Here is a 14,119-nt window from a genome sequence, read left to right on the forward strand (position 1 = left end):
CAACACCGCCGCGCCGGCGTACCAGTTGCCGCGCGCGCCACGGCAGCGGTCGGGCCCGGCGGCCCGGCTCACGGCCAGCATCCGGTGGCGGGGCCGCTGGCCAGGCGCAGGCCAGTGCTGGTCAGCGTCAGCTTGCCGCAGTCGTCGTCGCGGAACTTGCCATCGACCTGCCCGGTACCCGGCGTGGCGACCAATTGCACGCATTGCGCGATCAGCTCGCCATCGCAGGCCTTGCCTTCGATCTCGTAGGCGCTGGTCGACGTACTGGCGCCGCTCCACCACTGGAAGTGCCGCGCCTCCGGATCGGCAACGCCGGCGGCGAACGCGATGTAGCTATTGGCCTGCGTGTGATAGCGCTCCTGCTGCATCATCAGCTTGAGCAACGCCGACTGTCCTTCGCCGCGCTTGGTGCGGATCACTTGCTGCTGCCAGGCCGGCATCGCCTGCGCCGCCAGCACCGCCATGATCACCAGCGCGACCAGCAGCTCGAACAGACTGAAGCCCTGGCGCTTCATTTCGCGGCCTCGTGCAGCTCGCGCCAGTTGCTCACTTCCCGCCAGTTGAGCCGGCCGGCGCGGCGCAGCGATTTCACGCTGCCCGCCACGACCACCCCTTCGGCGCCGATGTTCGCCACCGCAGCCGTGGCCTTCACGCTGATCCGGCCCGCCGGGCCAAGGTTCGCGCGCGTGGTCGACATCGGCAGCAGCACCGGCGACGGCGCGTATTCGGGCAGCAGCAATCCGACGATGGGCTCATTGCCCGGCAGGATCGCAGCCACGGTACTGTCGCCGGCCAGGCCGGTCAGCACATTGAGCGCGTAGGTCCTGGCGCGCGTCGCCGCGCACGGATCGGCGCCCGGAATCAGCGTGTTGAAGAAGACGTCGCCGTTCGCCAGCACACCGCTGTCGATGCTGCGCTCGCCGGTTTTTTCCGCTTGCAGAAAGTCGACATACCAACCCTTGCTGCCGGCATCCATGCTGGCGCCGCTGATGTTGAACAACACATCGCCAGCGGCGCCGTCGAGGAAGCGCTGCGTCAGCTGACGCCGGCTGGTGACCAGGTCCGGCGGGGTCAGCAAACTGTCGATGATGGCGTAGTAGGATTGCGGCGCGCGACGCGCGGCAGCGCGATCGGCTTTTTCGATCAACTGGCCGGTGCCGAACAAAACCATGTAGCCGCGCTTGGGCGCATACGCCAGCAGCGGTTGTTGCGCGATCGCTTGCCGCCGGCCGCTGGCGTCGCGGGCGACGAACAAGGGCGTGCCGCCGGCGCCGGGACCAACCGCCTTGGCCCACGGCGCGGCGCCGCCGAAATCGAAGCGCCACAGGTTGCCTTGCAGGTCGCCGGCGTAGGCATAGCGCAACGCGCCGTCGCTGTCGGCCAGCAGCACCGGGGCGTTCAGGGCGTTGGCCAGCGCCGGTTCCGAAATCGGTGTGATCAGCCGGTAATAATTGGTGTCGCGCTGCCACGGCTCGTCGTGCGGTTTATCCAGCGCCAGCAGGAACAAGGCTCCCTTGCGCGCGTCGCCGGAGTCGTAATTGTTGACGCCGCTGGCGACGATCGCGAAATAGCGGTAGACGGCGCTGGCGCCCGCGCCGTTCGTGCGGACCTTGGCGATCTGCGGCGGCGTGGTGACGTTGCCCATCATGGCGTCGTCGCGGTCGGTGAATTCCCACAGCACGCCAAGGCCGTCGGCGAAGCGCGTCGGGTCGGTGACGTCCAGTGCAAACACGCCTTGCGCGCCGCCGCCCATGCCGGAGACGAGGACGGTTTTCCGGCCGCCGCCGAGGATCGCCTCACCGGTGCCGGCCGGGCCGTCGACGTAGGCGCGATGAACGTAGGCGGGGTCCGTCAGGCGGTGGAGTTCGGCCATCAGCGCGTTGGGGATGTAGGCGAACAGTTCCTGGCCGGTGTCGGCATCGAAGCCGTGCAGCATGCCGTCATTGGCGCCGAGATAGATCGCGGCCCTGCGCCCGGCGCCCGCGACGTACACCGGTGTGCTGTGAATCGAATCGCCCAGCACGCTGCTGCGGCGACGGAAGCGGCTGCCTTCCAGCGCGCGGTCGCCGCGCAGATAGGCCAGGCGTTGCTCGCCGGCCTGGTCCTCGCGGTCGAGCAAGGCGCGCTGTTCGGGCGATAAGGATGGCCAGGCAAAGGGGATCATGGCCAGCGTGCCATCGGGCTGGATGATGGCGGTGTGGATGTTGCGCAGCTCGGGCTCGGGCATGGGCGGCTGTCCCGGCTGGCCGGTCAGGATGGCGCCGGCGTCCCACACCAGCACCGGCGCCGCGCCGACGCCGGCTTGACAACTTCCCCCGCCGTCGACATTCTTCCCGGCGATATCGCTTGTGGTGCAGGCCGGTAAAACCTGCCGCGAGAAGTGGCCGCCCCAGTCGGCCGGCGTCATCGTGGCTTGATAGAGATCGCCTTTCCTCACCAGCCTCGCACCGGCGGCCTTGCCCGCGCTGCCGTTGGCTGGACAGACGACGGCGATCGGCAAGCTGTCGATGGCCAGCAATGGCGGCGACGCGTGCGCGCACGCCAGCAGCATGTGCCACAGCGCGGTCACCACCCAACAATGCATGCGCCTCATCGTTCACCTCCTCAATTCGGCTTGCTGAACACGCTTTGCAACACCACTTCGGTCCCCGGCTTGGCACCGAAGCCGATCACCGTTACGCGGTAGCAGTAGCGCGTCGACGCGGCGGCGGAGGAGGCATCGTCTCCCGGTTGGTGGCACTCCATCCGTTCGATCAGATAGCGCGGTTTTTTGAAAGGCAAGAAGCCCTCACCGGTCGGCGTGGACGCGCCGGTGTATGAGCCGTGCGCCACGGTACAGGCGCCGCCATCCTCGGCGCCTGACAAATCCACGCGCTGCCACACCGGCGGCTTGCCGGCCGCCGCGCGCGCGTGCAAGCCGGCAGCGGCGGCCACGACGCCATCCTCGCCCGCGCCGCCCGAACTGCCACCGCCATCGCCCCCTCCGCCCCCACTGCCACTGCCGCTGCCGCCGCCTCCGCTTCCGCTCCCGCCGCCACCGCCACCGCAATCCGCCGCGAACGCCGCAGCCTCCGCGTCCGAGCCGAAATTGGCCGCGCGAGCCGGATCGCCGGCGCCTTCCGGCCCTCCCTGAATATCCAATTCCGCATCAGCCAAGGCATCCTCCGCCGCAAGAAACGCCACGTCCCTGTCGCGCTCGCCGCGCGCCGCCTTCTCGCCCTGCATGCTCAACTGCGCCGCCGAGACGCCCAACAACAGCACCATCAGCAGCAACATCAAGCTGACAAGCAAAACCATCCCCCGCTGCCGCCGGCCCCTCATCTAGCCGCTCCGATTGCGCAAGGCGACCGTCATGCTGAACATCCTGCGCGCCCGATACCGCTGCGACTCCGGAAAGCTCGCCGACAACACCCGCACACCCTGGTCCTCGCCATGCGCATCGGCATAGGCCGCGCCGAACAAATCGAAACGCGTCTGCACCGTATCCACGCGAGTATTGCCGTCGCCGTGCAACAGCAAAGCCAGCTTCACGCTGCAGACACGCTTCCAATAAGTCTTGCGGTGCCGATCGCGCTCCAGTTCGTCCGGCGTCGCGCCGACCAGCGCCAAGCCGGCGTCCAACGCGCGCAAGCCGGTCGCGTTGAGATACGTGTTGGGCACGCCGTCCGCCGGCATATCGGTATCCAGACCGTACAACACCTGAAACGAATCGACCCCGCGCACGATGGCATCCGCGCCCCAGCCCGCAGCGCCGCGATATTTGCAGCGCAACTCGGCCTCGCCGCCCGCGTCGGCGGCGACGTAGAAAATGCTCCAGCCACGCGCCTCGGCATCGGCCGGCGCCGCCACGCCGAAGCCCGCGCAGTTGACGCTGGAGCCGTCGCCATTGGCGCCGCCGCCACTACCGGAAAATCGCAAGGCCAGCACATCGCTGCCGTTGGCCACCGCCGCCTGCGGCGCGCTGATACCGTCGCCGCCCCGGCCGATGCTGGCGGCGTCGCGGCCATCGACGGCCGCCGGCGTCTCGGCATTCAGCTCGAACGGCGCGGCGTCGACCTCCCAGTTGATGTTGGCGCTCTGGCGTATCGCCTGCGCCATGATCTGTAAGGCGTAACGGCCTCCGTCGCTGAGCCACATGTTCTCGCTGTGGTTGCGGTAGTTGCTGCCGGCGGCAAGGAACAAGCCGCTCGCCAGCAAGGTGACCAGCAGCCCCAGCGCCACCGCGATCATGAACTCGACGATGCTCCAGCCGCCGGCCTTCATCGCACCGCTCCCACCGCCAACGCCACGCCCGGCATGAATTCGCCGCTGACGTCGGTGCGCGGCGTGCCGTCCGGATTCTTGCCGCGCCAACCGACCTTGACCACTAGCGGCGCACCGGCGCCACCACCGCAAGCCCAGCGTAATTTCCCGCCGCTCCACAAGCCGGCATCGCGGCAGATCACCACCCGCCCCGCCGGCAAGCTTTGCTGCACCAATTGCTTGGTCTCGTACAAATCGGACAGCGCCAATTCGGCCCCGCCGCAGGCGATGCCGCCTTGGCACAGCGCGGCGGGCGCGGTCGGCGACGGCTCGCTGAAGGCATCGTAGTTGAGGGTGAGATAAAGATTGTCGCCATCGGCCAAACGCATCTGGCCGGCGTTGGCGCGCATGCGTTCGGCCATCGACGTGGCGAGCTGGGTCGCCTGCGACAGCAGCGCAGCCTGATGCCGCGCGCGCAAGGCCGCCAGCTGCAAGGCCACGCCGCCCATGATGCCCAGCGCGAGCACCACCACCGCGATCAGGACTTCCAGCAGCGTATAGCCAGAATCAATGCGTGCGCGCATGGCACACCTCCGCAAAGTCGGAACGACTATGCTAGAAGTTAGCAGCGGAGATTGAAGGAGATATGAGGCGCATCAAAAGTGCGCCAGCGGCGTGCTAGCCTTTGCGCGGCTTGCGGTCTTGCCCGACTTCGGCGATCGCGTCCTGGAACTCGGCCAGGTCTTCGAAGTTTTTATACACCGATGCGAAGCGGATATATGCGATCTTGTCCAGGCGCTGCAACTCCTGCATCACCAGCTCGCCGATGTAGCCGGTGTCGACTTCGCGTTGTCCGCTGGTCAGCAGCTTTTCCTCGATCGACAGGATCGCCGCATCGACGGCGGGCGCCGCCACCGGGCGCTTGCGCAAGGCCAACGACAGGCTGCCGCGCAACTTGGCCGACGCGTATTCGGTACGGCTGCCGTTTTTCTTGACCACATACGGCATCACCAACTCGATCCGCTCATACGTGGTAAATCGTTTATCACATTTTCCGCAGCGCCGACGCCGGCGTATGGAATCCCCCTCCTCCGATACACGCGTATCGAGGACCTGGGTATCGTCATGCTGGCAGAACGGACATTTCATATGGGCGCTTTAAACAGGCGACGCCGGGGATGGCCGGCGTCGCGGGTACAACGATTACTTGGCGTAGACCGGGAACTTGTCAGCCAACACCTTCACCGCCGCTTTGACGCGCTCGATGGTGGCGGCGTCGTGCGGATTGTCCAGCACGTCGGCGATCAGGTTGCCGACTTCTTCCGCTTCCGCTTCCTTGAAGCCGCGCGTCGTCATCGCAGGCGAACCCAGGCGCACGCCCGACGTCACGAATGGCTTCTGCGGATCGTTCGGGATGCCGTTCTTGTTGGTGGTGATGTGGGCCGAACCCAGGATCGCTTCCGCTTCCTTGCCGGTCAGGTTCTTCGGACGCAGGTCGACCAGCATCACGTGCGACTCGGTGCCACCGGAGACGATGCGCAGGCCGCGCTTGATCAGGGTCTTGGCCAGCACGTCGGCGTTCTTGACCACCTGTTGCTGATAAACCTTGAACTCAGGCTGCAGCGCTTCCTTGAACGCGACCGCCTTGCCGGCGATCACGTGCATCAGCGGGCCGCCCTGGATGCCGGGGAAGATCGCCGAGTTGATGGCTTTCTCGTGCTCGGCCTTCATCAGGATGATGCCGCCGCGCGGGCCGCGCAGCGATTTGTGCGTGGTCGAGGTGACGAAGTCGGCGTGCGGCACCGGGTTCGGGTACAGGCCGGCGGCGATCAGACCGGCGTAGTGCGCCATGTCGACCATGAAATACGCGCCGACCGCTTTGGCGACGGCGGCGAAGCGCTCGAAGTCGATCTTCTTCGAAAACGCCGAGGCGCCGGCGATGATCAGCTTCGGCTTGTGTTCCTTGGCCAGCGCTTCCATCGCGACGTAGTCGATGTCCTCTTCGGCGGTCAGGCCGTAGGAGACCACGTTGAACCACTTGCCGGACATGTTCAGCGGCATGCCGTGGGTCAGGTGGCCGCCTTCGGCCAGCGACATGCCCATGATGGTGTCGCCCGGCTTCAGCACGGCGAAGAACACGCCCTGGTTGGCTTGCGAGCCCGAGTTCGGCTGCACGTTGGCCGCTTCCGCGCCGAACAGCTGCTTGACGCGGTCGATCGCCAGTTGCTCGACGACGTCGACGTACTCGCAACCGCCGTAGTAGCGCTTGCCTGGATAGCCTTCGGCGTATTTGTTGGTCAGCTGCGAACCTTGCGCTTCCATCACGGCCGGCGAGGTGTAGTTCTCCGACGCGATCAGCTCGATGTGGTCGTGCTGGCGGGTGTTTTCGTTTTGAATGGCGCCGAACAATTCCGGGTCAACGCTGGCGAGGGTGTGATCTTTTGCGAACATGAAAAACTCCAATCGAATGAGTAACTGTATTACTGGCAGGCTGGATCGAATGAGGGACGCCGATAGCGGACAGGCAGCCTCTTTCGTGCTTTCCATCGATGGGCTGCCCAGGCGAACGGCTAGTGAAATCTCACGTTTCCCGGTGGATGCCCACCTTTCGCCGATCGATCAGCGCACCATTCTGGGGCAGATCGCGGCTTTTCGCCAGTTACGTGAGACGTAATGGAAGCCAGATTGTAATTTATGCGCCAGATTTGAGCAAGGCAATGACTTGCCTTAAAAGCAATAAAATAGGCATTTTCAGCGGACCTTAAGCGAAAGCTGGCATTTCGGCTACAATTTTGCACAGCCCTCCACCTACCAGCAAGGATAGATCATGATCGTCTTCATCACCGGCGCCAGCGCCGGCTTCGGCGCCGCGATGGCGCGCACCTTCGTCCAGGGCGGCCACAAAGTGCTGATCAGCGGCCGCCGCGAAGACCGCCTGCAGGCGCTGGCCGCCGAGCTGGGCGACACCGCCCGTCCCATCGTGCTGGACGTCACCGACAAGGCCTCGATCAAGAGCGCGCTCGACGGCCTGCCGCCCGAGTGGAAGCAAATCGATGTGCTGGTCAACAATGCCGGCCTGGCGCTGGGCACCACCCCGGCCCACGAATCGTCGCTGGAGGACTGGGACACGATGATCGCCACCAACGTCAGCGGCCTGGTCGCGATGACCCGCGCCATCCTGCCGGACATGGTCCAGCGCGGCAGCGGCACCATCATCAACCTCGGCTCGGTGGCCGGCGCCACGCCCTACCCGGGCGGCAACGTCTACGGCGCGACCAAGGCCTTCGTCGAACAGTTCACGCTCAACCTGCGCGCCGACCTGGTCGGCACCGGCGTGCGCGCCACCAACCTGGCGCCCGGCCTGTGCGGCGGCACCGAGTTCTCCAACGTGCGCATGAAGGGCAACGACGCGGCCGCCGCCAAGGTCTACGAAGGCACGGTGCCGCTGACCGCCGAGGACATCGCCAACACCGCCTACTGGATCGCCACCCTGCCCCCGCACATCAACATCAACCGCATCGAGATGATGCCGACCTGCCAGGGCTACGGCCCGCTGGCGATCAAGCGCGACCTATAACAAATCGGCGGCCTCCCTGGCTTAAGGGAGGCTTAGCCGTCATTGCGCCTGTGGAATAATTCGTAAGTGGTTGTTACAGTGGTTGGCAAGTTGCAGTGAAAACGCTTTACTGTCGGAAGTGCAATCTTTGCGCGCCAGTTGAATATATCCGGATAAAACGCGGATTTGACGTGATTTGAACCGTCTAAGCTTCAACCAAAATAACAAAATCGCGTAGAATGTTGCTCAATCTTATTAGTAGTCAAAACAACATGCCAGCAGATTTCATCTGGAACGTCCGGGTCTATTACGAAGACACCGACGCCGGCGGTATCGTCTATTACGCAAATTACCTCAAATTCTTCGAGCGCGCCCGCACCGAGTGGCTGCGCGCGCTGGACGTAAACCAGCATGACCTGCTGCGCGAGCACGACGCGCTGTTCGTCGTCAAAAGCGTCGTCGCGGAGTATCATGCGCCAGCAAAGCTGGATGATGAACTAAAATTAACGGTTAGCATCGAAAAACTCGGCCGCGCCTCGATCAGCTTCCTCCAGCAAGCGTGGTGCGGCGAGCAGTTATTGAACACGGCGCGGGTCAAGATTGGCTGCGTCGATTCGGCGCTGCGGCCGCGCGGCGTGCCGGCCGTCGTCGCCGATAAAATGCGCACCACCATCGTCACCACCCAACAAGACTGATCAGATAACTACATGAACGTCACCCAAGACCTCTCCTTCCTGTCCCTCATCACCAACGCGCACCTGATCGTGCAGCTGATCATGGCGTTGTTGTTCATTATCTCGCTGACCAGCTGGACCTACATCTTCAGCAAATTGTTCGCGGTGCGCTCGGCGCGCCGCCTGACCATCGAATTCGAAAAAACCTTCTGGGCCGGCGGCAACCTGCACGCGCTGCACCAGAACGCCGGCAAGGACCGCGCCAACAGCGGCCCGCTGGCGCGCATCTTCGAAGCCGGCATGGGCGAGTTCATCAAGAGCAAGGCGTCCTACGTCGCCGCGCGCGAAAGCATGGACGCCGGCGCGGTGCTGGACGGCGCCCGCCGCGCCATGCGCGCCGCCTACCAGCGCGAGATGGATGTGCTGGAATCGCATCTGGCCTTCCTGGCGTCGGTCGGTTCGGTGTCGCCGTACATCGGCCTGCTGGGCACCGTGTGGGGCATCATGAACGCCTTCCGCGGCCTGGCCAACGTGCAGCAAGCGACCCTGGCCGCCGTCGCGCCCGGCATCGCCGAAGCGCTGATCGCCACCGCCATCGGCCTGTTCGCCGCGATTCCCGCCGTGGTTGCATATAACCGCTTTTCGCACGATATTGATCGTCTGGCGATCCGCTTCGAAAGCTTCGTCGAAGAGTTCTCCAACATCCTGCAACGTCAATCGCGTTAAGAAGGACAAGGATCATGGCTTCCTCATTCTCCAGCAGCATGCGCGGCGGCCGCGGCCGCAAGTTCAAGTCCGAGATCAACGTTGTGCCGTACATCGACGTGATGCTGGTCCTGCTGATCATCTTCATGGTGATGCCGTCGGCTAACGACCCGAGCGTGGTCAACCTGCCGAACGCGGAAAAATCCACCAAGCCGCCAAGCGACTACGTGCAGATCGTCATCAAGCCGAACGGCGCGCTGTCGATCGGCGTCAAGGGCAAGGACGAGGACGCGCCGGAAACCGCGCCGAGCCGCGACGCGCTGGTCAAGAAACTGCGCACCATCCATACCGAACATCCCGACTATCCGGTGCTGATCGCCGGCGACAAGGAAAGCAAGTACGACGACGTGATCCAGCTGATCTCGGAAGCGAAGAAGATGGGCATCACACGGGTCGGCTTGTCCACCAAATAAACATAGTGCATACGATGAAACCCGCAACCGCAGGCGGTCCGTACAAAGTACCGCGACAAAACGAAGGCTGGCGCTCGGCAGTGCTGGCCGTGGCGATGCACGCCGTTTTGTTGCTGTTCCTGTGGGTCGGCGTCAGCTGGCAGAACAACGAACCGACCGAAGTCCAGGCCGAGATCTGGGACATGAAGGTGCAGGACGCCGCGCCGGTGGCGCCGACGCCGCCCGCGCCAGAACCGGAGCCGGAACCCGAACCGCAGCCGGTGGTCAAGACCCCGCCGCCGCCGCCGGTGGAGGCGCCGCCGACGCCGAAGGAACCCGACATCGCCCTCGAACGCCTGAAGCAGAAGAAAAAGCTTGAAGAAGAGAAGAAGCTGGAAGAAGCCAAGCTCGCCAAATTGAAGAAGGAAGCCGACGAGAAGCTGGCCAAGCTGGAAGCCAAGAAGCTGGCCGACAAGAAAGCCGCCGAGGACAAGCTGAAGGAAGAGAAGGAAGAGAAGCTGGCCGCTGAAAAAGCCGCCGCCGAAAAGGACAAGAAAAAAGCCGCCGCCGAGAAACTGGCCAAGGAAAAAGCCGACAAGGCCGCCAAGGACAAGGCCTTCGCGGCCGAGATGGCGCGCATCAACGGCGTCGCCGCCAAGGGCTCGAGCGGCACCGCCGCGCAATCGACCGGCGGCAAGGTCGACGGCGGCTACCAGGCGGCGATCCGCGCCAAGATCAAGAGCAACCTGATCTACGGCACGGCCGACGACACGCTCAAGGCGACCTACGAGATTACCCAGTTGCCGACCGGTGAAATCATCGGCGTGCGCAAGGTAAAGGGCAGCGGCTCGCCCGCCTACGACAGCGCGATTGAAAACGCGATTGCCAAATCGTCACCACTACCCAAGAAGAAAGATGGTACGGTAGAGCGCGAATTTACCGCCGACTTCAACATGAAGGATATGCACTAATATGAAAAAACTGACCATCCTCTACGCCGGCCTGGCCATCGCCGCCAGCATCGGCAGCGCCCAGGCGCAGATGCGGATTGAAATTTCCGGCGTCGGCAGCAACCAGATTCCGGTCGCCGTGGCCGGCTTCGCCAACGAAGGCGTGGCCCCGCAGCAGATCTCGGCCATCATCAAGGCCGACCTGGAGCGCAGCGGCGCCTTCAAGATCATCGACGCCGGCGTCATCACCGACGTCAACAACATCGACTACAGCGGCTGGAAAGCCAAGGGCGCCGACGCGCTGGTGGTCGGCACCGTCGACGCGCTGGCCGACGGCCGCTACGACGTGCGCTACAAGCTGCTCGACACCGTCAAGCAAGCCAAGATCTCCAACCTCGACAAGGCCGTCACCGCGCAGTTCACCCGCCTGTCGGCCCACTTGATCGCCGACGATGTCTACTTCAAGCTGACCGGCATCAAGGGCGCGTTCTCGACCCGCATCGCCTACGTCAAGCAGGAAGGCCGCAGCTACCAGCTGATGGTGGCCGATGCCGACGGCGAAAGCGAACAGCTGGCGCTGCGCTCGAACGAACCGATCATCTCGCCGTCGTGGTCGCCTGACGGCACCAAGGTGGCCTACGTCTCGTTCGAACAGAAGAAGCCGGTGGTCTACGTGCAGAACCTGATCACCCGCGCCCGCACCGTGATCGCCAATGAAAAAGGCAGCAACTCGGCCCCGACCTGGGCGCCGAGCGGCAACAAGCTGGCGGTGGCGCTGTCGAAGGACGGCCACACCCAGGTCTACACCGTCAACGCCGACGGCGGCAACCTGCGCCGCGCCTCGAACAGCGCCGGCATCGACACCGAACCGCAATTCTCGGCCGACGGCCAGAGCATCTACTTCACCAGCGACCGCAGCGGCGGCCCGCAGATCTACCGCATGGGCGCGGACGGCGGCGAAGCCAAGCGCGTCACCTTCAGCGGCAGCTACAACACCAGCCCGCGCATCTCGGCCGACGGCAAGACGCTGGCCTACATCTCGCGCCGCGACGGCAACTTCCAGCTGTACGTGCTGGATCTGGCCAGCGGCCAGGAACAGCGCCTGTCGGACACCACCAGCGACGAGTCGCCAAGCTTTGCCCCCAACGGCAAATACATCATGTACGCCACCCAATCCGGCAGCCGCAAGTCGCTGGCCGTGGTCTCGGTCGACGGACGTGTAAAACAACGCCTGACCACTCAGGCGGGCAACATCAAGGAGCCCACCTGGGGTCCGTTCATGCAGTAATTATTCGTTATCACTACTAGGAGAAATAACATGCGTAAACTCAGCAGCTTAGCTTTCGTCATCACCACCGCCGCCATCCTGTCGGCTTGCTCGACCCCAGTAAAAGTGTCGGAACCGGCGCCGGTCGTCGAACGTCCGGTTGAAAAAGCGGTGACGCCGCAAGCCGACACCCGCACCGTGGCCCCGGTCGAAACCAAATCGCTGGATCCGCTGGACGATCCTAAAGGCGTGCTGGCCAACCGCAGCGTCTACTTCGACTTCGACAGCTACGTGGTGCGCGACGACGGCAAGCCAGTGGTGGAAAACCACTCCGCCTACCTGACCAAGAACAAAGCCCGCTCGATCCTGATCCAAGGTAACACCGACGAACGCGGCGGCTCCGAGTACAACCTGGCGCTGGGCCAGAAGCGCGCCGAAGCCGTGCGCAAGTCGATGACCACGCTGGGCGTGCCGGAATCGCAAATCGAAGCCGTCTCGCTGGGCAAGGAAAAGCCTAAGGCCACCGGTTCGAACGAAGAAGCATGGGCGCAAAACCGTCGTGCCGACATCGTCTACAAGTAATCAAAAGCACTACCTTTTTGCCGGGTCACAGGCATAATACGGGGCGGCGCGCGGTTTACAGACCGCGCCCTGCCCCGTTTCCTTTTTGATTTGTGTGAAAGCGCCCGACATGATGAAATTCTCCAAATCCGGCCTCACCGCCGCCGCCTTGCTGGCCGCGATGAGCTGGCTGCCGCAAGCCCACGCCGGCCTGTTCGACGACGACGAAGCCCGCAAGGCGCTGCTCGACCTGCGCGCCAAGGTGGAAGCGATGCGCATCGAAATGAGCGCGCGCATCGACACCAAATCCGACAAGTCCAGCACGCTGGATCTGGTCACCCAGAACGAAAACACGCTGCAGGAGATCGCCAAGCTGCGCGGCCAGATCGAAGTGCTGGCCAACGAGCTGTCGAACGCGCAAAAGCGCCAGAAGGACTTCTACGTCGACCTGGACGCGCGCCTGCGCAAGCTGGAGCCGCGCGAAGTGACCATCGACGGCCGCACCTCGCAAGTCGACCCGAACGAGCAGCGCACCTACGAGGCCGCCTACAAGCTGTTCACCGCCGGCGACTACAAAGCCTCGGCCACCGCGCTGAGCGAGTTCGTGCAACGTTATCCGGGCTCCAGCTATGCCGCCAACGCGCAATACTGGCTCGGCAACTCCTACTACGCCCAGCGCGACTGCAAGAGCGCCATCAGCGCGCAGCTGGTGGTGCTGAAAAACTACCCGGACAGCCCGAAGGCGCCGGACGCCATGCTCAACATCGCCAGCTGCCAGACCGAGCTGAAGGACAAAGCCGCCAAGAAGACGCTGCAGGATCTGATCAAGCAATACCCCGACTCGACGGCGGCGGTCACGGCCAAAGAGCGTCTTGGCGGCAAATAATTACCGGGCGGTATTTGACAGGTGAGCCGATCCCCCCTATAATCTCGCTTCTTTCGAGGGGTCGTTAGCTCAGCTGGTAGAGCAGCGGACTTTTAATCCGTTGGTCGCAGGTTCGAATCCCGCACGGCCTACCACTTGAAAGAAGCTAAGGTTGTATTACCTTGGGTCGTTAGCTCAGCTGGTAGAGCAGCGGACTTTTAATCCGTTGGTCGCAGGTTCGAATCCCGCACGGCCTACCAAGATTCTCAAGCGAAAACGCCAACCTTAACCGGTTGGCGTTTTTGTTTTCTGGTCCATTTCTGGTCCACTACCTCAGCCTGCAACAAGCTAGCAGGCAGTTTACTTCGTATAGCAGCGCTCAGGCTTCCTCCCAGGTCCACCTTTGCGACGAGCATCAACTCCTCGTGATATCGTTATTTAGTTAGAGCTTGCATATTTACGGCATCCTCAAAACCAAAGCCAAGCATCCTACCTATCAGCAAGTACCGGAAATCATCGGTCTTGGAACGCGCCTCAACAACTCTTTCCACTAGATCTGCACCCGAAACCACGCCAATGGCGAAAAGAATGCTGTTTCGAATGTCCGGATCAACCGCCTTGAGAAATATTGGAGACCGGCGCGACTCGGACGTATACACGACGGTACGGGGTCGCCAGAAGCTGCCATAAAAATTAGTTTCAGTGCGCCCCTTCATTTGAGCCATGAATCGCCACGAGTTTGCTAGACACTCGCGAGCCTCTCAAAATACCGCTTTTCAAAATTGACCGGTGAAAGCTTCTCATTGAAGCCATGCCGACGTTTTGGATTGTAGAACATCTCGATGTA

The 14,119-nt window shown here is 63.4% G+C and carries 16 protein-coding genes, 2 tRNA genes and 1 riboswitch; of the genes, 10 read left to right on the plus strand and 8 right to left on the minus strand.

The features are described 5' to 3' along the window. Nucleotides 1-68: 68 nt before the first annotated feature. The 7 genes from GW587_RS30185 to glyA all read right to left on the minus strand — a co-directional run bounded on the left by GW587_RS30185 (nt 69) and on the right by glyA (nt 6,693). Nucleotides 69-515, minus strand: coding sequence for a type IV pilin protein (locus GW587_RS30185; RefSeq protein ID WP_166108613.1), 447 nt, complete (start codon nt 513-515; stop codon nt 69-71). Further along, nucleotides 512-2,593 (minus strand): pilus assembly protein, encoded by a 2,082-nt coding sequence (locus GW587_RS30190; RefSeq protein ID WP_166108614.1) that lies wholly within the window; start codon nt 2,591-2,593, stop codon nt 512-514. The genes GW587_RS30185 and GW587_RS30190 overlap by 4 nt, the downstream gene beginning before the upstream one ends. Before the next feature lie 11 nt (nt 2,594-2,604). Then, nucleotides 2,605-3,297, minus strand: a complete 693-nt coding sequence (locus GW587_RS31105) for a pilus assembly protein (RefSeq protein WP_229259730.1) — start codon at nt 3,295-3,297, stop codon at nt 2,605-2,607. Between the two features lie 24 nt (nt 3,298-3,321). Then, nucleotides 3,322-4,263 (minus strand): PilW family protein, encoded by a 942-nt coding sequence (locus GW587_RS30205; protein WP_166108615.1) that lies wholly within the window; start codon nt 4,261-4,263, stop codon nt 3,322-3,324. Continuing rightward, nucleotides 4,260-4,826: a type IV pilus modification protein PilV gene (gene pilV / locus GW587_RS30210; RefSeq protein ID WP_166108616.1), complete on the minus strand. Its 567-nt coding sequence runs from the start codon at nt 4,824-4,826 to the stop codon at nt 4,260-4,262. The genes GW587_RS30205 and pilV overlap by 4 nt, the downstream gene beginning before the upstream one ends. 94 nt (nt 4,827-4,920) lie before the next feature. Then, entirely contained in the window at nt 4,921-5,391 is a 471-nt protein-coding gene (nrdR, locus tag GW587_RS30215) for a transcriptional regulator NrdR (protein ID WP_166108617.1), read from the minus strand. Between the two features lie 54 nt (nt 5,392-5,445). Further along, a complete protein-coding gene (gene glyA / locus GW587_RS30220; protein ID WP_166108618.1) occupies nt 5,446-6,693 on the minus strand; it encodes a serine hydroxymethyltransferase in 1,248 nt (415 codons plus the stop codon). Nucleotides 6,694-6,791: 98 nt separating this feature from the next. Further along, nucleotides 6,792-6,915, minus strand: a riboswitch (ZMP/ZTP riboswitch). Between the two features lie 154 nt (nt 6,916-7,069). Here glyA and GW587_RS30225 point away from each other — a divergent pair. From GW587_RS30225 to GW587_RS30270, 10 genes are all read left to right on the plus strand, one after another. Further along, a complete protein-coding gene (locus GW587_RS30225; RefSeq protein WP_166108619.1) occupies nt 7,070-7,819 on the plus strand; it encodes an SDR family oxidoreductase in 750 nt (249 codons plus the stop codon). 251 nt (nt 7,820-8,070) lie between these two features. Beyond that, nucleotides 8,071-8,493 (plus strand): tol-pal system-associated acyl-CoA thioesterase, encoded by a 423-nt coding sequence (ybgC, locus tag GW587_RS30230; protein ID WP_166108620.1) that lies wholly within the window; start codon nt 8,071-8,073, stop codon nt 8,491-8,493. Between the two features lie 12 nt (nt 8,494-8,505). Continuing rightward, nucleotides 8,506-9,198 carry a protein TolQ gene (gene tolQ, locus GW587_RS30235; protein WP_166108621.1) on the plus strand — a complete coding sequence of 231 codons (693 nt, stop codon included), beginning with the start codon at nt 8,506-8,508 and terminating at the stop codon, nt 9,196-9,198. Nucleotides 9,199-9,212: 14 nt separating this feature from the next. Further along, complete coding sequence (locus GW587_RS30240; RefSeq protein WP_166108622.1) at nt 9,213-9,650, plus strand: ExbD/TolR family protein; 438 nt, start codon at nt 9,213-9,215, stop codon at nt 9,648-9,650. Nucleotides 9,651-9,664: 14 nt separating this feature from the next. Next, nucleotides 9,665-10,600, plus strand: a complete 936-nt coding sequence (gene tolA / locus GW587_RS30245) for a cell envelope integrity protein TolA (RefSeq protein WP_166108623.1) — start codon at nt 9,665-9,667, stop codon at nt 10,598-10,600. Nucleotide 10,601: 1 nt separating this feature from the next. Continuing rightward, complete coding sequence (gene tolB, locus GW587_RS30250) at nt 10,602-11,867, plus strand: Tol-Pal system beta propeller repeat protein TolB (protein WP_166108624.1); 1,266 nt, start codon at nt 10,602-10,604, stop codon at nt 11,865-11,867. Between the two features lie 30 nt (nt 11,868-11,897). Next, nucleotides 11,898-12,428 (plus strand): peptidoglycan-associated lipoprotein Pal, encoded by a 531-nt coding sequence (gene pal / locus GW587_RS30255; protein ID WP_166108625.1) that lies wholly within the window; start codon nt 11,898-11,900, stop codon nt 12,426-12,428. 109 nt (nt 12,429-12,537) lie between these two features. Then, entirely contained in the window at nt 12,538-13,293 is a 756-nt protein-coding gene (gene ybgF, locus GW587_RS30260) for a tol-pal system protein YbgF (protein ID WP_166108626.1), read from the plus strand. Between the two features lie 58 nt (nt 13,294-13,351). Then, nucleotides 13,352-13,427: transfer RNA gene (locus GW587_RS30265), tRNA-Lys, on the plus strand. A 29-nt stretch (nt 13,428-13,456) separates the two neighbouring features. After that, a tRNA-Lys gene (locus GW587_RS30270) sits at nt 13,457-13,532 on the plus strand. Nucleotides 13,533-13,706: 174 nt separating this feature from the next. Here the strand turns inward: GW587_RS30270 and GW587_RS30275 are convergent. Beyond that, the gene (locus GW587_RS30275) at nt 13,707-13,997 is read right to left on the minus strand and encodes a hypothetical protein (protein WP_166108627.1); all 291 of its coding nucleotides are present in this window, start codon (nt 13,995-13,997) and stop codon (nt 13,707-13,709) included. Between the last annotated feature and the right edge of the window lie 122 nt (nt 13,998-14,119).

Origin of the sequence: Duganella aceris, from assembly GCF_011090165.1 — a bacterium.
Lineage (GTDB): Bacteria > Pseudomonadota > Gammaproteobacteria > Burkholderiales > Burkholderiaceae_D > Rugamonas > Rugamonas aceris.